Consider the following 19053-nt stretch of genomic DNA (forward strand, 5'->3'; position numbering starts at 1 on the left):
CGATGACGTCGCCGAACAAGTTCCAACGCAAGACCGTTCAACCATTCGGGGGTGTTTCGCCCTCACTTATGCGACGAGCGATCAGCCAAGCCGAGCAGGCAGCCCTGCTGGCGTGCGTGACTATCGAAACCGTTACCGGGCATGCCAAGTTGGAACAGGTATTCGGCCTGTTCGAGAAGGTATGGCAGCCGGAGAGCGGAAATCCGCCCGTGCACCGGGATATGATGCAGGCGTTCTCGCACTCCGGTAATTACGTGGCCGGCGCATTTCATGGTGGAGACCTGATCGGCGCGTCGGTCGCATTCTTCGAGGAACCGCAGCACCGTTCGTTGCACTCTCACATCACGGGGATCCTCCCGACCGTCCAGAACGGTCATATTGGTCTTGCACTGAAACTGTTCCAGCGGGCGTGGGCGCTGAAGCGGGGGATTCTCCACGTGCGGTGGACTTTCGATCCCCTCGTCGCGCGCAATGCCTACTTCAATGTCTCGAAACTCGGTGCGCTCCCGATCCAGTATCTGCCGCGTTTCTACGCGCCGATGAACGACAGTCTCAACGGAGGCGCAGACAGCGACAGGTTGCTGATCGACTGGGAAATCGGCAGTAGCAAGGTCTCCGATGTGGTCTCGGGTGCCGGCGAGGTTCCGACTCCTGAGTCTGTGGGCGCGAGCGAATTGCTGTCCATCTCGGAAGCCGGCCTGCCCCTGATGAAGCCGACCAAAAATCGATTTGTCACCGTGGCCACGCCGAATGACGTGTATGCACTGCGTAAGTCGGGCCCGACGGCGGCAAAAGATTGGCGACTGGCTGTCCGCGACGCACTCGGTGGCGTGCTCGCCGAGAACGGGGTGGTTGTCGCCGTCACCCGGTCCGGGCAGTACGTGCTGGATCGTGCGCCGGGATCAGAATTCGTCAAGGCGACAGTAGAGGTTACTTCGTGAAGGTTCCGGGAGGCCCAGGTGTTGCGGGAGGCCCAGGTGTTGCGGGAGGCTCGGGTATCGGCGTCGAACCGTATGACACACTTCGTTCACAGGACGAAGGAGTGATGGACGTGGGCACCGTGCGACCCCGCATCAGTTTGGTGCGGCTTCTCGAAGACGTGGGAACTACGGTGCTGAACCCGGTTGTCGGTGATCCGCAGTCGATGGACGAGGTTGCATCCGTCGTCATTCACGATCCCGACGACGATTCGCCGTCGACGTCGGACTCGATGGTATTGCTCGTCGGGATCAGTGGCGGTGAACGTATCGCGGAATCCGTCGTAGATCTGGCCGAGCGTGGTGTAGCGGTGGTGGTCGCGCGTGTCAGCTCCGACCTGAGCTCTGTGGACCGGGAGACCATCGAATCCACGGGTGTCGTCGTGTTGGCGCTGGCCAGGGGAGTCTCGTGGGTTCAGTTGACAAGCCTGCTTCATTCGGTGCTGGAAGCTCGTAACGAAGTCGGCCACATACATTCTCGCGGAGGTGGCCCGGCTGGGGATCTGTTTGCGTTCGCCAATGCCGTCAGCGCACTCCTGGACGCGCCGATCACGATCGAAGACAGAAGCTCACGGGTCATCGCATTCTCCGGCCGTCAGGAGGAAGGTGACGGTCCGCGTATCGCGACCGTTCTGGAACGGCAAGTCCCTGACCAGTACATCCGAGTGCTCGAAGAGGCAGGGGTATTCGACCGGCTCTATCGCAGCGACGATCCGGTATGGGTGCCCGCAGAGGTCCTCGGTACCAAAATGGGACGTATCGCAGTGTCTATTCGAGCGGGCGACGAGTTCCTCGGCTCCATGTGGGTAGCACTGGTCGCTCCGCTGTCGGAAGACCGAACGCGTGCGTTGCTCGATTCGGCAGGGATGATCGCGTTGCAGATGCTGCGGTTGCGCGGCGGCGCCGACGCCGAGCGGCGACTGCGCGCAGACCTGATCGCGACCCTGCTCGACGGAGGGTCCGGTGCGGTCGACGCGATGAATCGGCTCGGCCTCGGCACTGGCCCCATGCTCGTAATGGCTTTGGGCCGACGGTCTTTCGAGGGGTCCTCCAAGCCGGATGACGCCGCCCATATCGTGCGATTGACTGACGCTCTGGCGATGCACCTCGGCGCCGTCCACTCGCAGTCGGCGGCTGCCCTGGTCAACGGAACCGGCTACGCGGTGCTGTCCGTTCGCGGGCAGTCCCCGGCAGAAGCCGAGCTGCAGGCGTCCCGTGTGGCCTCGGATTTCCTGGACCGCACCGGAGCGTCAGGCGATACGATTATCGGGATCGGACGGGTCGTGACCAGGCCGGCTCAGTTGAGCAGATCGAGGCGCGATGCCGAGCATGCACTCGAAGTGTTGTTGGCGGGACGAGCGTCGGGCAGTGTCGCCACTTTCAGCAGTGTCCACGTTGATGCCATTCTGTTGGAGATCGCGTCGGAGGCCGCAGCCGAGGGGTTTTCGGACCTCGGACCGATCGAGGCGATTGCCAGTCACGACGCTGCTCATGCGACCTCGTTTGTCGACACCCTCGATGCGTGGCTCAACGCCTTCGGCGATGTCGGTGACGCGGCAGCGTCATTGCATGTGCATCCCAACACATTTCGTTACCGGCTCAGCAAGGTGAAGAGTATGGCGGCACTGGATCTCGACGATCCGAACGTGCGCTTCCGGCTGATGGTGCACCTTCGCTTGCGCGGGCCGCGTTAGCTCGAAAGCCGAAAAATGCGGGTCGCGTTGAATTCTCAGCGCGGCCCGCATTCTTGTCAGCTGTTACTGCGGAGAGCTTCGATCGCGATGCGGCCGACAGTTCCGATCGAGGCGTCGATTTTCGGTGCGCGTTTGGTGAGTTCGTGAGACTTGGTGAAGACACCCACGGCGTAACGCTTGCCGTCCGCGTACGTCACGACACCGGCTTCATTTCGTACCAATCCCAACGTTCCGGTCTTGGCCGCGACAGTGACCTCGTCGGGGAAACCGGATGAGAGTCGGTGCGGCCAGACCTGCTTGCTCATGATCGTTCGGACCTCGTCACAGGCCGATGCGGGCCCTGCTTCGTCGCGCCAGATTGCAGCCAGCAACTGTGTGATCTCGCGCGGAGTGCTGGAGTTGGTGCGGGCCGGATCCATGACGGAAATCGTCCGAAGAATTTCGATCTCGGGGTATTCGAGCAGCGTACCCGCGTCGACTCCGAGATCTTCGTAGACCGTCGTGAACAAGCCGCGGCAATCGCGGACCAGATTGGTCTTTTCCAGACCCAGACTGCGCAGCGTCGCAACGATGTTGTCGAGCCCGAGTCGGTCGTAGATGAAGTCGGTGGCCGCGTTGTCGCTGAAGCTCATCATGAGCAGAGCGAGGTCTCGCCAGCTGGCGGTGACGTCGTCGGCGCAGCCGCCGATACCGATGCCACCCGAGCGGAACTCGGCGGTCACGCTGGCGTGCTCGGTCGGATCAAGGGTGCCGGCCGCTACTGCGCGGGCGTACTCGAGAACGACGGGAATCTTGAAGACGGAGGCGAGGATGACACCGTCGTCAGCGCCGTAGCCGAACTCTTCGCCGGAATCGATGTCACGTACGTGCACGAACGCGTCGGTCTTCGCTTCGGCCAGAACAGAAGCGATCTCCTGCTGTGCGCTGTCAACGTGGGTGGCAGTGTCGGTCATTCGAGGGGCCTTTCGTCGGTGTCCGTAGATCTGAGGATAGTGAGATCCCGAAGGCCGGTCTTGTGTGAATCGACGAAGGTTGGCGCTGAGTTCAGTGGTGATCTACTACCTCGTCGACTATTTCGAGGAAAAGCCGGAGCGCGAGGTTCGGATTGTCTGCTCGAAACGCGAGACCGACCGTCAGATACAGTGGCGGTCCCTCGATCTCGCACATGTGAACCCCGGGAACCCGGTAGGTTGCGGCGCGGCCGGCGGGCATCGGCGCTACCCCGACGCCGGCCGCCACTGCGTGCAGTACCTGCTCGTCATCGGCCTCGCGTCGGACCACGTTCGGTGCCCTTGTGGGCCAGAACATCTCGACGATGGCGTCGTACATGCCTGGTCCGTTCGCCCGGGGCCAGAACACCACCGGCTCGTCGGTAAGTTGTGCCAGTTCGACTACTTCGAGGGCGGCGAACGGATGCCCGGACGGTACCGCGAGCAGGAGTCGCTCACGGTCGAGAATCCGAACCGTCAGCTTCGACTGGCCAAGAGGCGGGCGTACCACTGCGATGTCCACGGCCCCATCGGTGGCAAGTGCTGTGTTCCGGGTGGTGTAGCCCCGGTGCTCGGTAATCGCGACCTTTGGGTACCGGGCGCGAAATTGGTTGACGGCCAGCGCAATTGATCCACCGGCCCATGACCGCGTGTGGGCGATGCGCAGTTCGCCCTCGGATCCGAGCGCTGAGGCCCGGATCCGTTCGACGGCGCGGTCGGCTGATTCGAGCAGGAATTTGGCTTCACGAACCGCGACGATTCCGGGATCCGTCAGGCTGATCCTGGGCCCTCGCCGATCGAACAACACTACGCCGAGTTCACGTTCGAGAACTTTGATCTGTTGGCTCAGTGCGGATTGTGCAACATGCAGCTCAGCGGCGGCGCGCGTGAAGTTCAAGTGGTCCGCGATTGCCACCAGATATCGCGCCCGATGCAGGTTCACGCAGTAACTATAAGTGAAGATGATCGAACAAGCGTGAATGCGACTTGGACAGCGTGCGTGCGCCGAGGCATGCTGGGTGCTGATCGACATGCTGTCGAAATCAGACGGGCCGAAGCCCTCGAGGACCCCCACATGGCAGAAGACTCCCGCGTGTACCTGCTGATCATGGTCACCGAAACACGTTAGGAAATATCATGGACTACGACTTCGCGATAACCGGGGGAACGGTCATCGACGGAACCGGATCACCACGACGAACGACGGACGTGGCCATCGTAGGCGATCGGATCGCGGCGATCGGGCCGGGTCCGTTCCCGGCCACCGAGACCATCGACGCCACCGGATGCATTGTGACTCCCGGCTTCATCGACCTGCACTCGCACGCCGACTTCACCGTACTCGGCCACCCCGGCGCCGAAACGCAACTGGCACAGGGCGTCACGACGCTCGTCACCGGCAACTGCGGACTGTCGACGTTCCCGGTGCCAGGCAGCGCGCAGGCAGGGTCTGCGTGGCCCGACGCCTACGGCTTCGGTGCCGCGATCACCGCAGCACGACCGGCTGTCAACGTGGGATTGCAGGTAGGGCACAACACGCTTCGGGTTGCCGTGATCGGTGACGAGGATCGGCCTCCGACAACAGCGGAACTCGAGCAGATGTGCGCGATCATTTCCGAGTCTGCGACCGCGCCCGGCATCGTCGGGTTCTCGACCGGCCTCATCTATATCCCCGGACTTTTTGCCGAGACCGACGAACTGCGCACTCTGGTGGCAACCGCCGCGACCGCGGGACTGTTGTACTCGACGCACATGCGCAACGAAACATCTGAATTGGCCGCTGCGGTCGAGGAAGCCATCGAGACCGCCGAGCAGGCCGGCGCCCGTCTGCAGATTTCGCACCTCAAGGCAATGGGGCCGGAGAACTGGGGGTCGGTGCACCGCGCCCTGGAACTGATGGACCAAGCCCGGGTACGCGGAGTGGACGTCACCGCAGATGTTTACCCGTACACCGCGTCGAGCACGGACCTGTCCTCGCGGCTTGCGAGATGGGCGGTCGACGGTGGCCTCCCGGCGCTGCTGGAGCGGCTCGCGGACCCCGGGACCCGGATGCGTATTGCCGACGAGTTGAGGTCCCGGTTCGGCCGGGATATCGACCCCGACGGCGTCGTGATCGCGGCTCTGCCTAGCGGAGAGTTCCACCGCTACATCGGATACTCGCTCTCCGAGATCGGCGCGGACCGCGGTACCGACGCCGCCGATGCTGCTCTCGATGTACTTGCTGCACATCAGGGTTCGGTAAGCATCGTCAACCACGCGATGAGCGAGGACGACATGCGGTCGGTGTTGACACATCCGCAGGTATCGGTCGCCAGCGATGGCGCGATGCTTGCCCCGGACGGCCCCGGCCGCCCGCATCCACGCAGCTTCGGCACCTTTGCGAGAGTCCTCGGCCGGTACGTCCGCGACGAGCGCACTCTGACGCTCGAGGACGCGATCCGGAAAATGACATCGCTGCCGGCATCCCGGATCAGGGTGACCGACCGCGGCATTCTCGCGCCTTCCGCGGCCGCCGACGTGGTGATCCTCGACCCCGACACGGTCGAGGACACCTCTACCTTCGACGCACCCTGGCAGCTCGCCCGCGGTGTGCGTGACGTGTTCGTGAACGGCATACCGACTGTGAGCGGCGGAGACCTCACCGGCCACCGCGGCGGGCGACTACTCGAGAGGAGCGCAGCGTGATCGCATCCACCACGACGCTCGTCGACGAACTCGCCCGCATTGTCGGGCCGGCACACGTCTTGACAGATCGTGACCTGGTCGCGGGATATGTCACCGACTGGACGGGGCACTGGCACGGCGCCACCACTGCTGTGGTCAGGCCCGCCGACACCGGACAGGTCTCCGCGGTCCTCGCCTGTTGTCACCGCGCCGGCGTCGCCGTCGTGCCGCAGGGCGGCAACACCGGGCTGGTCGGTGGATCGGTTCCGATGTGCGGCGAGGTGGTGCTCAGCACGACTCGCCTCGACACCATCGAGGAAATCGACAAGGTAGGTCGCACGCTGGCAGCCGGCGCCGGTGTCACCGTCGCACAGGCGCAGCGGGCCGCCCGCGAACACGGGTTGGACCTCGGTATCGACCTGGCCTCGCGTGATTCTGCGACGCTCGGAGGGATCGTCTCCACCAACGCGGGTGGCGTGCGAATGATCAAGTACGGCAACACTCGATCACGCCTGCTCGGCGTCGAAGCGGTTCTCTCCGACGGCCGGGTGCTCTCGCGTTGGAAGGCCTTGACCAAGGACAACGTCGGCTACGACCTGCCGGGTCTGCTGACCGGCGCCGAGGGCACCCTCGCCGTCGTCACTCGTGTCCTGATGCGTCTGGTGGTTCCGGCCGCTGCGACCCAGGTCGTGATGATCGGGGTCGAATCGGTGGGTGCCGGACTGGAACTGATCCACAGGCTCGAGCGCGCGGGACTCACCCTCGAAGCTGCCGAGCTGATGACTCGCGCAGGTATCGGTCTGGTCCGGAAGCATCGGCAGCTGCGGCTACCGCTCGACGTGGATGCGCCGTTCTACGTACTCGTCGAGGTCTCCGGGCCGCCGCAAGCGCAGTCGCTCCTGCTCGGTGTGCTTGCCGACGCCGAGGAGATGGTGCACGGCGCCGTCGTCGAGACTGGGCCGGCAACAAAGCTCTGGCAGTACCGTGAGAGCCACACCGAAGCTGTCAGTGCCGAATCATCCACCCCGCCAGTGAAGTTGGATATCGCGACGCCGCTGCGAGAAATAGAACCCTTCCTCGAGTCCTTGACCGCAGGGCTTGCCATCTCTTTTCCCAGTGTCTACCCGATTTGCTTCGGGCACGTCGCCGACGGCAACATCCATGTCAATCTGCTCGACGTCAGCGGCGACCAACGAGATGCCGTCACCGACTTCGTGCTTCGCCTGGTTGCCCGACATGACGGCAGCATCAGTGCGGAGCACGGAGTGGGCCGCGCGAAGGCTCCCTGGATCACACTCGGCCGGAGCGACGTGGACCTCGACCTCATGGCCTCGATCCGGACTGCTCTGGATCCAGCAGGCATGCTCAACCCACACATCCTCCCGGGATCATCTGACTCCGAGAGTAATTCGCCGATACTGCTCGAACGAGAGGTTGCCCGATGACCCGCACAACGACCTGGACCGACCGGCTGCGAGAACTCGACCTATCCCTGCCGCCGGTCGCGACACCGGCGGGCGCGTACGTGCCGGCCGTGCGTACCGGGACCCTGGTCTATACATCGGGGCAGCTGCCACTGGTGGATGGCGTCAGCACCTGTACCGGGAAGCTGGGCGCGGACGTATCGGTCGAGGACGGAGTCGAGGCTGCGCGACTGTGTGCACTCAACGGACTCGCGGCGGTCGACATGCTCGTCGGCCTCGATCGGGTCGTCCGTGTGGTGAAGATCGTCGGCTTTGTCGCGTCCGGTTCCGGGTTCACGCTGCAACCGAACGTCATCAACGGCGCCTCCGACCTGCTCATCGAAGTCTTCGGTGATGCCGGTCGGCACGCACGCTCCGCGGTCGGGCTGGCCGAACTGCCTCGCGGTTGCGCCGTCGAGGTCGAGTTCGTCTTCGAAATCGAAGCCGACGGACTCTCGTAGCTGCTTGCCCGACGACGAACCCTGCGGCACGTCAGGCTCGTCGAATCGCACCATTTTCGGGTGCAAGTTCAGTGCGATCGACCAGGACGCGATTGCAAGCACGCTGAGATCATCGACTGACGGTTTTATCTTCCGCTTGCCTCACACCCCGACGAGTGAGACCTGGCGGAGCAGAACCGATTTTGCGAGACGGGTTGCGCCACAACGTGGATCGCATACATGCCATTGACTTCATGATCGAAGGAGTTCGACCAGTGACCGAATTACCCAAGGACCTACTTGTCGATCCGAAGTGGCAGGCACGCCTCGACGAACTGGCCGAGAAGCATTCGGTGCCAGGTGCCCAAGTGGGAGTGATCGCGCTGGGTGACGACGGCACTGCGGATCTCCGCGTGATCACTACCGGACTGACCAGCTTGAACACCCGCGTCGACGTCGATGCCGACACCCTGTTCCAGTACGGATCTGCAACCAAGATCTGGACGACAACTCTGATCATGCAGCTCGTAGACGAGGGCAAGCTCACGCTGGACACCCTTGTGGTGGAAGTTCTTCCGGAGTTCATGATCGCGGACCCGTCCAACACGAAGGAAATCACGATCCGCCAGTTGCTGACGCACACCAGCGGCATCGACGGAGACCTGTTCAACGACACCGGCGACGGTGACGACTGCGTCGAGAAGTACGTCGACGAGCTCGCGACCGCGATCAGCGTGACCAAGCCGGGCGGGCATCTGAGTTACAGCAACGCAGGTTTCTCAGTGGCCGGCCGCATCGTCGAGGTGCTTCGCGAGATGACGTGGGACGAGGCGTTGGTCGAATACCTCTGGAAGCCACTCGGATTGACGCACATCATCACCAAGGCCAAGGATGCCCCGCTGTTCCGCACCGCTGTCGGCCACGTGGGTAACCCGGATCGGACTTCACCGGACGCGGTGGTTCCGACGAAGCAGTGGCTGCTCCCACGCGGTATCGGACCGGCCGGCATCATCCTCGGATCCGTCAGCTCTCTGCTGACCTTCGGTGCTGCACACATGCGTGACGGCCTGGCTCTGACGGGCGAGCGCATCCTGTCCGAAGAATCCGCGCGTTTGATGCGGACCCCGCAGTTCGACCTGACAGCCGTGTCGAGCGTCGATCAGGCCTGGGGTCTTGGTTGGATTCTGTCCGACTGGGGCGGAGTCACGTCCGCGCAGCACGGCGGCGCGACGATCGGCCAGATCACCCGATTTCACACGTTTCCCGAGCTCGGCCTGGCCATGGCGGTCGTCACGAATTCGCGGGGCGGTGGAGCCCTGGCCCACGACATCGAGAAAGAGATTGCTCAGGAGTTCGATCTCGTCCTGCCCGAGCCGAAGTCCGAACGGGATGCTGCCGACATCGATCTGTCGACCATTCTCGGGACCTATGAATCGACAACCGTGCGAATCGAACTCACGCGCGGCGACGACGGTGGATTTCAGGTCCAGAACTTCGCCAAGGTCGAGATCGACGGTGAGCCCCCGGCCCCGCCCACCAAGGTCGTGCCGCTGTCTGCTTCCCGGTTTGCGGTCAGCAATGAGAGTGCCTCGGGCGAGATGGCTCACCTCACCATCGACGGTGAGGAATATCTCTACATGACAAGGCTTTTCAAGAAGATCCCAGAATAGCTGCGGCGAGATGATTCTCTCCGCTGAATGAAATCTCGGGCAGGTCGAGGGCGATGAGGGCCCTCGACCTGCCCGCACTACTTTCCCGAGGAAAACTCAGGTTGAAACCTCTCGCCGTCGGTATCGATCACATCGGATCAGGTAGTGATTACGATGGGTTCGACGACTTTCCCGGCGGCATGTGGGACCTATCGGCGAAACCGGTGTGGCCTCGATTTTGAGGCTTTCCTAGCAATAACGACGCTGAAGAACATGAGGATGAAGATGAAGAAGATTCGAACCGTTGCACTGAAAGCTCTTGCCTCGGTGTCCGTAGTTCTGGTTGTACTTGTGTCGGTTGCGCTTGTGTTCAACGCCGGTTCCAGTAAGGCAAACGTCCCGAGCGGGGAAGCGGGCAATCAGTTCGTGTCCGTCGACGGAAAGAATATGAGCGTCTCGATCCGCGGAAATGGCGATCAGACCGTCGTGCTGCTACCCGGGTTCGGGACCTCCGCACCGATTCTCGATTTCAAGCCGCTGATCGACGAACTCGCGCCGCACTACCGGGTTGTGGCGATCGAGCCCTTCGGGTACGGATACAGCGACGCGACGGACAAGGACCGCACCACGGAGAATATCGTCGACGAAATCCATGCCGCTGTGCAGTCTCTGGGGATTGACGAATACATCCTCATGGGGCACTCCATCACGGGAATCTATGCGCTGGACTACACAGCGAAGTACCGCGACGAGGTCACCGCTTTTGTGGGAATCGACAGCAGTGTCCCTGGTCAGCCGAACATGGACACGAAGTTTCCGATCGGAGCATTCAGAGTTGCAAAGCAATTGGGCTTCTCCGACGTTCTGGCCAAGTTCGCGGGTAACGAAGAATCCGATGCTTACCTCGATGACGCGGAGAAGGAAGAAATGAGCCGTCTGGTCGCGAAGAACAACTTCAGCGACACGTACCTCAACGAGATGGACCATCTTTCCAGCAACTTCGCTGCGTCGATCGGCAAAACGTTCCCGGCCGATCTTCCGATTCTGTTGTTTGCGGTACAGAATTCGAAGGTCGAGAGTTGGATAGCGCTGCACGAAGGGCAGGCAGCCTCCGTCGATCATGGTGAGTTGGTGTTGCTGGACGGGGACCACTACCTGCACCACACCAAGTCGAAGGAGATCGTCGAACACTTCACGACGTTCATGGACGAACTTCACTAGGCTCACCCGCGGTCACCGGCGCGAACGCAAACAGCCACCTCTACTGACAGACAGTGGAGGTGGCTGTTTGAGTTTGCGGACCTTACAGAATCTCGGTTCCGACGGTGAAGCGTTCTATGACGTCCTCGCGCGGAGTCACACCGAAGCCGGGTCCCTGCGGCACGGCGATGTGACCGTCTTCGATGACAAACGGCTCGGTGATGTCTTCTTTGTAGAAGCGATCGGACGCCGAGATGTCGCCGGGCAGCGTGAATCCGTCCAAGGCAGCGAGTGCGGTGTTGGCTGCGCGGCCGATACCGGTCTCGAGCATTCCGCCGCACCACACCGCAATACCGTGTGCGGAGGCGAGATCATGGATGCGCTTGGCTTCCAGGTATCCGCCGACACGACTCGGTTTGATGTTGATGACGGAAGCGGCGCCGAGCGTGATCGCGTCGGCGGCATCCTTCGCGGACTCGACCGACTCGTCGAGGCAGATCGGAGTCGACAGGGTTTGCGCGAGCTTGGCGTGCTGCACCAGATCGTCCTCGGCGAGCGGCTGCTCGATGAGCAGCAGGCCGAATTCGTCCAGGCGACGAAGCAGTTGGGAGTCCACGAGGGTGTACGCGGCGTTTGCATCGACCTGCAATGGCACGTCGTAACCGAATTCCTTGCGCACCGCGGCCACCGGGGCGATGTCCCAGCCCGGCTTGATCTTCAGCTTGATTCGCACGTAACCCTGCGACAGATAATTGCCGACGGTCTCGAGCAGCTGTGGAATGCTGTCCTGAATACCGACGGATACTCCCGAGGGAACCCGTGTGCGGGTCGCGCCGAGGTAGCGGGCGAACGACTGTCCGCGAGAACGTAATTCGGCGTCGAGGATTGCCATTTCGATGGCCGACTTCGACATCTGATGACCCACGATGGGGTGAAGCACGCTGCCGACCGTCTCAGCCGAGAGCGGCTGATCCGACTGCGACTTACGCAGCGTGGGGACAAGATACTCGCGCAGCATCGCTCGAGCCCCGGCGGTGTACTCCGAGTTGTAGTACGGATCGCTCAGCGAACCGCACTCGCCCCACCCGACTGCCGCTACGGGGCCGTTGGGGCCCTCGGTTGTACCGCTCACCTTCAGGACAAGAGTGTTGCGCTCGAGTTGGGTGCTGAAGGACGTGGTGAAGGGGGAGACGAGAGGGATGCGCAGCTCGCGCAATTCGACGGACTCAATGTGCATGGACTTGCTCTTCTCCGGTTGTCTCGCAGATTTTCGTGAACGTGTAAAAGCCGCTGGGGTCGAAGCCGGTCGATTGCCATTCTTTCGATGCGATGAGTGGCTCGAGGTACTCGCGAAGCGCGTGTCGCCAGGCGAAGGCGCAGGCGCGGTCGACCGTTCTCAGATGCTCGATATCTCTGGGTACCCCGACTGCGATGTCGACGCTGTCGGGCGGGATCGGGAGCATCCGAGGGCTACCGTCCTCGGCGGGTTGGAGCACTGTGAAGCTGTCATCAACGGCCACAGCCGATCTCGACACCGTTTCGGAGTCGAGGTCCCAACTCACCAACATGCGGTCGCTGGCATCGCCGGCATTGATACCGTCAGCCATCGACCCGTAGAAATCCGGATTGTATTCGGCCGGTTCGGCTCCGAGGCGCGCGATGTTGAAGTAGGCGTTCCGTGCGACGAGGGGGTCGAAAGTCCACCGGATCGTTCGGACTCCGCGTTCGATGCACCAGTCTCGCTGGTGATGCTTCAAAGCACGGCCGATTCCCTTGCCTGCGAAGCCCGGTAGAACCCCCGCGATGTGTGAGTGCAGAACCTCGCCGAGTGGCTCGACAAAGAATCCGACGCATCCGCCGATCATCGTGCCGTCGGAAAAGGCTCCCACTACGTAATGCCCGCCGTGATGAAGCGCAACCAGCATTGCCGTGCCGAAATGAGCCGGTCCGGGACTGGTAGCCCAGATCTCGTCGAAAACTGCAGAGAGATCCGCTATTTCGCGATTGTCGACAAGCTCTCGAAATTCAATTGCAGGGGAGAGCGCGGGCGCACCGGCGCCGGGTGAAGCCGGCCGGATCGAGTTTGTCATCGGAACATCGGCTCTCCGAATTGCGGAATCGCGGACAACAGCTTGGCCGTGTATGCCTCTCGCGGAGAATCGATCACGTCGAGAATCGGTCCGTGCTCGACGATCTCGCCGCCGAGCATCACTGCGACGTGGTCACAGACGTATCGGATCACCGCGAGATTGTGACTGACGAAGAGAACTGTGAGACCCAGCTGTTTCTGTAGATCTACCAGGAGATTCAGGACTGCGCCCTGCACGGACACATCCAATGCCGAGGTGATCTCGTCGGCGAGCAAAACGGACGGCGCAGCGGCGAGCGCCCTGGCCAGCGCCACACGCTGACGCTGACCGCCGGACAACGAACCCGGGTAGTCGTAGGCCTTCTCCGTCGGGAGTTGGACCGTGGTGAGCAACCGGGCCACCTCGACACCTCGCGCCGAACGATTGCGTTTGGTCTTGTCGCGGCGTTCGGTGGAGCGCAGCGCCTCGGCCAGGGACTGGCCGATTGTCATGCGGGGGTCCAGGCAGGAATACGGATCCTGGAAGACCATCTGGATTGTGTGGCGTAGGCGTGCCGTCGCCCCACGGGCATGTGCGACGTCGATACCGTCGAGGAGGATCTGCCCGGAACTCGGTTCGGCCAGACCGACCGTCGCCCGTGCCAGAGTGGACTTTCCGGAACCGGATTCGCCCACCAGTCCGACTATCGACCCCGAAGGGATGTCGAGGTTGACGTTCTTGACGGCGTGGAATCGTTTGGTGCCGTTGCCGAGATGGACGTTGACGTCGCGAAACTCCAGCCTGCTCATCGGATCTCCTCTGCAGCTGCAACCAGCTCTTGCAACTCGGCATCTGCAGTGCTCGTCATGGTGCCGAGGCTCTCGACCTGCCAGACTTCGTCGACGGTGGCGAGCGGCTTGTCGCGGTCGGTGGTCATGGTGGGAACCGCGGCGATCAGCGCGCGGGTGTACGGGTGCTGTGAGCGTCCGGCAACCAGATCGTCCACGGAGATGTCCTCGACGATGTTCCCGGCGAACATGACCAGGACGCGCGTGCACATTCCGGTGATGACGGCCATGTCGTGTGAGATGAGAAGGATTGCGGCACCGGTCTCTTCGCGAACCTCGTGCAGCAGACCCAGTACCTCACGCTGGACGGTGACGTCGAGTGCGGTGGTGGGTTCGTCCGCGATGATCAGTGCGGGCTTGCCCATCAGCCCCATGGCGATCATGGCGCGCTGACGCATACCGCCGGAGAACTCGTGCGGGTACTGCTTCGCCCGACGAGGAGCGTCGGGGATCTTCACCGCTGTGAGACGGTCTATGGCAGCCTTCTTGGCTTCGGCCTTGCTCATTCCCTCGTGCAACCAGCCGATCTCGGCGACCTGGTACCCGACCTTGATGGACGGGTTCATCGAGGACATAGGGTCCTGGAACACCATGGACATACGCGTTCCGAGTTGGCGCGCGATCTTGCGTGCGGCAGAACCTTCCGGCCGCTTTCCGTCCTTCATCAGGACGGTGCCGTCGAATTCGATCAGGCCGGCGTCGACGACCGTCGGGTGATCGGTCAGCTGCGAGATCGCCATGCAGCTGAGCGACTTTCCGGAACCGGATTCGCCGACGATGCCGACGGTTTCACCGCGGTGGACTGTGAAGCTGATGTTGTCGACAGGTCGACGCCACACGTTGCCCGCAGGAACCGCGACGGACATGTTGCGGACGGTGAGAACAGCGTTGTTGTCCACCGGAGCCGATGGGGACTCGCTCGAGGCCTTGTTGATCGGGTTCCACTTGGGGAGCTTGCTGCTGATCGGGCTGCGAATGCCGGCGCCGCGGGCGATGGCCTCGCCGACCAACGTGAACGTCAGACCGGAGAGCACGACGGCGATGCCGGGTGCCAGGGCGGTGGCGGGGTTGACGAAGATCTTCGACAAGCCTTCGTTGAGCATGCGGCCCCAGTCGAAGGACGGCGGCTGGATACCCAGGCCGAGGAACGACAGGCCGGCGAAGACGACCAGTCCGCTGCCGACGGAAATGCTGGCGTTGACGATGAGGGGTTCGCGGATGTTGGGGAGGATGTGCCGGAACAACAAGCCGGGCTTGGTGACTCCGAGGATGCGTGCGGCATCGATGAAGTCGCGGCCGTTCACCGAGGAGGATAGTGCGTATGTCAGCCGGGCGAACGGTGACGCCATGGCGAGACCGATCGCTATCACGGCGCTGCCGGAGCCCTGTCCGAGCACGACCAGCAGGAAGATGGCGAGGAGCAGTCCGGGGAACGCGATGGCGAAGTTGAGGAACGCCACGACGAACCGACCGATCCAGCGGGGAGCGAGCAGGGGGAGTGTTCCGAGGAACAAGCCCAACGCGACACCGAGACCTACGGCGCTCAGTGCCATGAGGACGGACAACCGGGCAGCGGTCATGGTGCGGGCGAAGACATCTCGTCCACCGGCGTCGGTTCCGAAGATGTGTTCGGAACTCGGCCCCTGGGAGAGTGCCTTGGGGTTGGCGACAACGGCGGCGTCGCCCCAGATGATCGGTCCGAAGATCACCAGCGCGATCAGCGCGGTCAGGAAGGTGAGAGCCAACACTCCCAGGGGTGTGCGGAAAGTCTGGACCAGCCAGTGCCGGCGAGGAGGCGTCGTTGCGGCCTTTTCGACCGTAGGTGAGGTGCTCAACTCAGTTCTCCCGGATGGTGGATCGTGGGTCGATCAGAGCGAGCACCACGTCGACGATGAAATTGATGAAGAGGACGATGCTGCCGTAGATCACAACCAGTGTCTGGGCGAGTGGATAGTCCTTCTCGGTGATGGCCTTGACCAAGGCCAATCCCATTCCCGGCCAAGCGAAGATGCTTTCGATGAGCACGGTTCCGGCGATGAGGCCACCCAACAGGAGACCGGCCAGCGTCAGGGTGGAGGTCAGGAGGTTGGGCATTGCGTGACGGAAATACATGCGCGCCGCGGACATCCGCTTGGCGCGTGCCGTTCGGATGTAGTCCATGTCCAGCACGCTGAGAGCCTCGGCGCGCACGATGCGTGACATGGAGGCGATGGTGCCGATGGACATTGCGGCAACCGGGAGGATGTAGCTTTCCGGTCCGCCTCGTCCGGCGACCGGAAGGATCGGGAACGTGACGGCGAACAGGTAGACCAGTGCCGTACCGAACATGAACTCCGGAATCACGGCGATGGTGCCCGACGTTGCGGTGTAACCGATTTCGACTCCGCGGCGACGCCCGCCTCGCGTCAGCGCCGCGAAAATCAGCCCGAGTGGGATGCCGATGACCAGCACGGTGATAACCGTGAGGAAGGCCAGTTCGAGCGTGGCGGGCAACCGGGTCCCGATCACCTCGAGGACCGGAGTCCTCAAGGTGATCGAGTCACCCGGATTGCCGCTGAGCAGACCGCCGATGAAGCGGAAGTACTGCTGGTAGAGCGGAAGGTCGTATCCGAGTTGCGACCTGGTCGACTCGACAAGCTCGACCGGGGCGTTCAGTCCCAGTGCCAACCGGACGGGATCGCCCGGAATCAGCTGGAGCATCAGGAAGGCAGCCGTCACCAGCGCCCAGAGAGAGACCACGAACGTGCCGAGGCGGCGCAGAAGGTACGCAGGCCAGCTGTCGGACTCGAATAATTTCTTTCGAGCCGACGGTGCCGCTTGTGGTGTCGCGGCTTCAATTGTTTGACTCATGGCTGTCTTTCCGAGGGGCGGGATGCTGGGACGGTGAATCGGCCTACTGGTAGACGCGCAGTGCGGACCCGATGTAGGTCTTACCGAATGCGAGTCCTGACTCGGAGAAGTAGGTGTTGTTGACCGAGTTCGCGAACGGCACGGCGTCGACCGACTTGACGATCTCGGACTCGGCCGCTGCCCAGGCATCACACGCTGCGTCGCCGGTCAGGTTGGAGGCCTCGGTTGCGCCTGCTTCGTATGCGGCGTTGCTGATGTCGGAGAAGTTCTTGCCCGCTGCCGGAACCGGTCCGGCGAAGAAGCCGGTGAACGCACTGGGCAGGGTGTTGTTGATCTGAATCCAGCCGATGTCCCAGGCGGAGTTGTCCTTGCCGCTGAGCATGACGTCGATGATCTTGTTGGAATCGCCACCGGTCACCTCGACCACTGCGCCGAGAGCATTCCAGGCGGTCTGTGCCATCTCGACTGCTGCGTTGCGCGAGTCGTCGACGCCGTCGTAGTACATGCGGAGCTTGAGGGCGGTTCCGTCCTTGCTGCGCTTGCCGTCCGATCCGGCGGTCCAGCCTGCGGCGTCCAGGGTCGCCTTGGCAGCGTCGAGGTCGAACTTGGGCAGGTTGCCGTCCACCGAGTTGTAGATGCAGGCGCGAGGTTCGAGGGCGACGAAGCTGGTTGCACGGACTCCATTACCAGCGGTGAGAACCTGGGTTATGTCGTCGAGATCGACGGCCTGAACCAGAGCCTTACGCACGGCGGGGTCGCTGGTCGGGTTACCGGCCAGGTGGTTGAAGTACATCTGACCGGCCGGAACCGGACGCTCGACGACGGTCAGGTTGGCGGAGTCGACACGGGCCTTGTCCGGTCCGGAGATCGCCACGGCGTTGATTTCGCCGTTCAGCAGCTGGTTGGCTGCGGTGCTCACGTTCGGAATCATGGACGCGATGACCGTCTTGGGGACACCCGGTGTCTCCGAGGTGGTGTCGTCCGGGCCCCAGTTGTAGCCGTCGCGGCGTTCGAACGTGTAGTGGTTGTTGGGAACGACCTCCGTGACCTTGAACATGCCGGTACCGAGCGAAGCCTTGTTCGCGGCAGTCGGGTCCTTCAATGCGCCGTCGCAGACGATGGGCAACCGGGCGAGGTTCAGCAGCAGGAACGGGCTGGCCGCCGGGGTGGTCACCGTGACCGTGCGGGTCGCGACGTCTGCCGTGGCCGTTGCAGTCGACGGAACGGTGGTTCCGCGCATCTGCGAGCCGTTGGCGGGGTCCGCGACAAAGTTGACGTTGTCGGCCACGGTCTGGGCGGTCAGGGTGGACCCGTCCGTACAGGTCACCCCGTCACGAATGGTGAAGGTCGCCGACGTGGGCGTCTCTTCCCACTTCTCGGCAAGCCACGGTCCGACGACGCTGGTTTCGGGGTCCTGGAAGACCAGGTAATCGTACGCCAGCTTCGAGATCTCCGCCGTGGCCGTCGAAGCTGCCATGATCGGGTTGAGTGAGCCGGGATCCGCTTGAAGTCCGAACCGGAACGTACCGTCCGTGACGGGATCGCCACCGGAGCCGCCTGTGCTGGTGCTTCCGGAGCCACACGCGGACAACACGAGCGCGAGCCCGGCGGCCGCCGCAATTGTTGGATAGGACCGGTTTTTCATAGTACCTCCGTGAAAGAGCGCGGGTCCGAGCGAATCGGTTGTACGCGGGTTGGCTTACTGACTGCTAAATCTCCACGATCGGCGTGACGCGTGTCTCGGCCGATCCTCAAGAAAATCAAGCCGTATTTCGTCCAGTCCCACCAAACCCGGCCGACGGTACTAGAGGATTACAGGATTCAGTACTTCAGGCTGAGTAACTCAGCACCGCAAGCCGATGTGCCGACATGAGACTGCTGATCAGATGGATCCATGAATTTCGGTGACACGCGAAGGAAGTGTCGCGCGCTCGCACTGGTACGCTCGGGCTTTATGTGCATGCGTGCCGGACAGCCTTGAACCACAGTCGATTACGGGTCGGCGACGTGTCAAGGGCATCATTTCCGTTACCCGCGAGACTGACACCGGATAGCCACTGCGCGGCTGGCCTGGCGGTTGATGACGATTCGGGTTTGGTGGCATCGAACGAAAAGCGGCTTGATAATTTTGAGGATCGGCTGAGACACGCATCACGCCGATCGTCAAGAATGGCAGTCGGTAACCTAGTCGCGTCCAATCGATTATCGCT

Annotated in this window: 15 protein-coding genes; 7 read left to right on the forward strand and 8 right to left on the reverse strand. The window is 62.6% G+C overall.

Annotation, left to right across the window (positions count from 1 at the left end; translation table 11 throughout):
* The first annotated feature begins 2 nt into the window (after positions 1-2).
* Together V2B23_RS00590 and V2B23_RS00595 are read left to right on the forward strand one after the other, a co-directional pair.
* Positions 3-941: a GNAT family N-acetyltransferase gene (locus V2B23_RS00590; protein WP_430948563.1), complete on the forward strand. Its 939-nt coding sequence runs from the start codon at positions 3-5 to the stop codon at positions 939-941.
* Positions 938-2671 carry a PucR family transcriptional regulator gene (locus tag V2B23_RS00595; protein ID WP_430948564.1) on the forward strand — a complete coding sequence of 578 codons (1734 nt, stop codon included), beginning with the start codon at positions 938-940 and terminating at the stop codon, positions 2669-2671. Before V2B23_RS00590 ends, V2B23_RS00595 begins: the two co-directional genes overlap by 4 nt.
* Before the next feature lie 56 nt (positions 2672-2727).
* Here V2B23_RS00595 and V2B23_RS00600 read toward each other — a convergent pair whose 3' ends face one another.
* Both V2B23_RS00600 and V2B23_RS00605 read right to left on the reverse strand, forming a co-directional pair.
* Complete coding sequence (locus V2B23_RS00600; RefSeq protein WP_430948565.1) at positions 2728-3624, reverse strand: serine hydrolase; 897 nt, start codon at positions 3622-3624, stop codon at positions 2728-2730.
* Positions 3625-3715: 91 nt separating this feature from the next.
* On the reverse strand, positions 3716-4603 hold the full coding sequence (locus tag V2B23_RS00605) for a LysR family transcriptional regulator (RefSeq protein ID WP_430948566.1): 888 nt from the start codon (positions 4601-4603) through the stop codon (positions 3716-3718).
* 194 nt (positions 4604-4797) lie between these two features.
* Between V2B23_RS00605 and V2B23_RS00610 the strand changes: the two genes are divergently transcribed.
* The 5 genes from V2B23_RS00610 (at position 4798) to V2B23_RS00630 (ending at position 11097) form a co-directional block, all read left to right on the forward strand.
* The gene (locus tag V2B23_RS00610; RefSeq protein WP_430948567.1) at positions 4798-6345 is read left to right on the forward strand and encodes an N-acyl-D-amino-acid deacylase family protein; all 1548 of its coding nucleotides are present in this window, start codon (positions 4798-4800) and stop codon (positions 6343-6345) included.
* Positions 6342-7769, forward strand: a complete 1428-nt coding sequence (locus V2B23_RS00615; protein WP_430948568.1) for an FAD-binding oxidoreductase — start codon at positions 6342-6344, stop codon at positions 7767-7769. The genes V2B23_RS00610 and V2B23_RS00615 overlap by 4 nt, the downstream gene beginning before the upstream one ends.
* Complete coding sequence (locus V2B23_RS00620) at positions 7766-8248, forward strand: RidA family protein (RefSeq protein ID WP_430948569.1); 483 nt, start codon at positions 7766-7768, stop codon at positions 8246-8248. Before V2B23_RS00615 ends, V2B23_RS00620 begins: the two co-directional genes overlap by 4 nt.
* 254 nt (positions 8249-8502) lie before the next feature.
* The gene (locus tag V2B23_RS00625; RefSeq protein WP_430948570.1) at positions 8503-9897 is read left to right on the forward strand and encodes a serine hydrolase domain-containing protein; all 1395 of its coding nucleotides are present in this window, start codon (positions 8503-8505) and stop codon (positions 9895-9897) included.
* Between the two features lie 264 nt (positions 9898-10161).
* Entirely contained in the window at positions 10162-11097 is a 936-nt protein-coding gene (locus V2B23_RS00630; RefSeq protein ID WP_430948571.1) for an alpha/beta hydrolase, read from the forward strand.
* 82 nt (positions 11098-11179) lie between these two features.
* On the opposite strand, the gene menC is transcribed toward V2B23_RS00630, so the two are convergent.
* The 6 genes from menC to V2B23_RS00660 are packed head-to-tail and all read right to left on the reverse strand — an operon-like array spanning position 11180 to position 18488.
* Positions 11180-12313 carry an o-succinylbenzoate synthase gene (gene menC, locus V2B23_RS00635; protein WP_430948572.1) on the reverse strand — a complete coding sequence of 378 codons (1134 nt, stop codon included), beginning with the start codon at positions 12311-12313 and terminating at the stop codon, positions 11180-11182.
* Entirely contained in the window at positions 12303-13166 is an 864-nt protein-coding gene (locus V2B23_RS00640) for a GNAT family N-acetyltransferase (protein WP_430948573.1), read from the reverse strand. The genes menC and V2B23_RS00640 overlap by 11 nt, the downstream gene beginning before the upstream one ends.
* The gene (locus tag V2B23_RS00645; protein WP_430948574.1) at positions 13163-13954 is read right to left on the reverse strand and encodes an ABC transporter ATP-binding protein; all 792 of its coding nucleotides are present in this window, start codon (positions 13952-13954) and stop codon (positions 13163-13165) included. Before V2B23_RS00645 ends, V2B23_RS00640 begins: the two co-directional genes overlap by 4 nt.
* On the reverse strand, positions 13951-15828 hold the full coding sequence (locus V2B23_RS00650; protein WP_430948575.1) for a dipeptide/oligopeptide/nickel ABC transporter permease/ATP-binding protein: 1878 nt from the start codon (positions 15826-15828) through the stop codon (positions 13951-13953). Before V2B23_RS00650 ends, V2B23_RS00645 begins: the two co-directional genes overlap by 4 nt.
* 1 nt (position 15829) lies before the next feature.
* Positions 15830-16843: an ABC transporter permease gene (locus V2B23_RS00655; RefSeq protein ID WP_430948576.1), complete on the reverse strand. Its 1014-nt coding sequence runs from the start codon at positions 16841-16843 to the stop codon at positions 15830-15832.
* A 43-nt stretch (positions 16844-16886) separates the two neighbouring features.
* Positions 16887-18488 (reverse strand): ABC transporter substrate-binding protein, encoded by a 1602-nt coding sequence (locus V2B23_RS00660; protein WP_430948577.1) that lies wholly within the window; start codon positions 18486-18488, stop codon positions 16887-16889.
* Positions 18489-19053: the final 565 nt, after the last annotated feature.

Origin of the sequence: Rhodococcus sp. 24CO, from assembly GCF_050586165.1 — a bacterium.
Classification (GTDB): domain Bacteria; phylum Actinomycetota; class Actinomycetes; order Mycobacteriales; family Mycobacteriaceae; genus Rhodococcus_F.

Coding starts and splice junctions, on each gene's coding strand:
- V2B23_RS00590 (WP_430948563.1), top strand. CDS start 3: ATGACGTCGCCGAACAAGTTCCAACGCAAGACCGTTCAACCATTCGGG.
- V2B23_RS00600 (WP_430948565.1), bottom strand. CDS start 3,624: ATGACCGACACTGCCACCCACGTTGACAGCGCACAGCAGGAGATCGCT.
- V2B23_RS00610 (WP_430948567.1), top strand. CDS start 4,798: ATGGACTACGACTTCGCGATAACCGGGGGAACGGTCATCGACGGAACC.
- V2B23_RS00620 (WP_430948569.1), top strand. CDS start 7,766: ATGACCCGCACAACGACCTGGACCGACCGGCTGCGAGAACTCGACCTA.
- V2B23_RS00630 (WP_430948571.1), top strand. CDS start 10,162: ATGAAGAAGATTCGAACCGTTGCACTGAAAGCTCTTGCCTCGGTGTCC.
- menC (WP_430948572.1), bottom strand. CDS start 12,313: ATGCACATTGAGTCCGTCGAATTGCGCGAGCTGCGCATCCCTCTCGTC.
- V2B23_RS00640 (WP_430948573.1), bottom strand. CDS start 13,166: ATGACAAACTCGATCCGGCCGGCTTCACCCGGCGCCGGTGCGCCCGCG.
- V2B23_RS00645 (WP_430948574.1), bottom strand. CDS start 13,954: ATGAGCAGGCTGGAGTTTCGCGACGTCAACGTCCATCTCGGCAACGGC.
- V2B23_RS00655 (WP_430948576.1), bottom strand. CDS start 16,843: ATGAGTCAAACAATTGAAGCCGCGACACCACAAGCGGCACCGTCGGCT.
- V2B23_RS00660 (WP_430948577.1), bottom strand. CDS start 18,488: ATGAAAAACCGGTCCTATCCAACAATTGCGGCGGCCGCCGGGCTCGCG.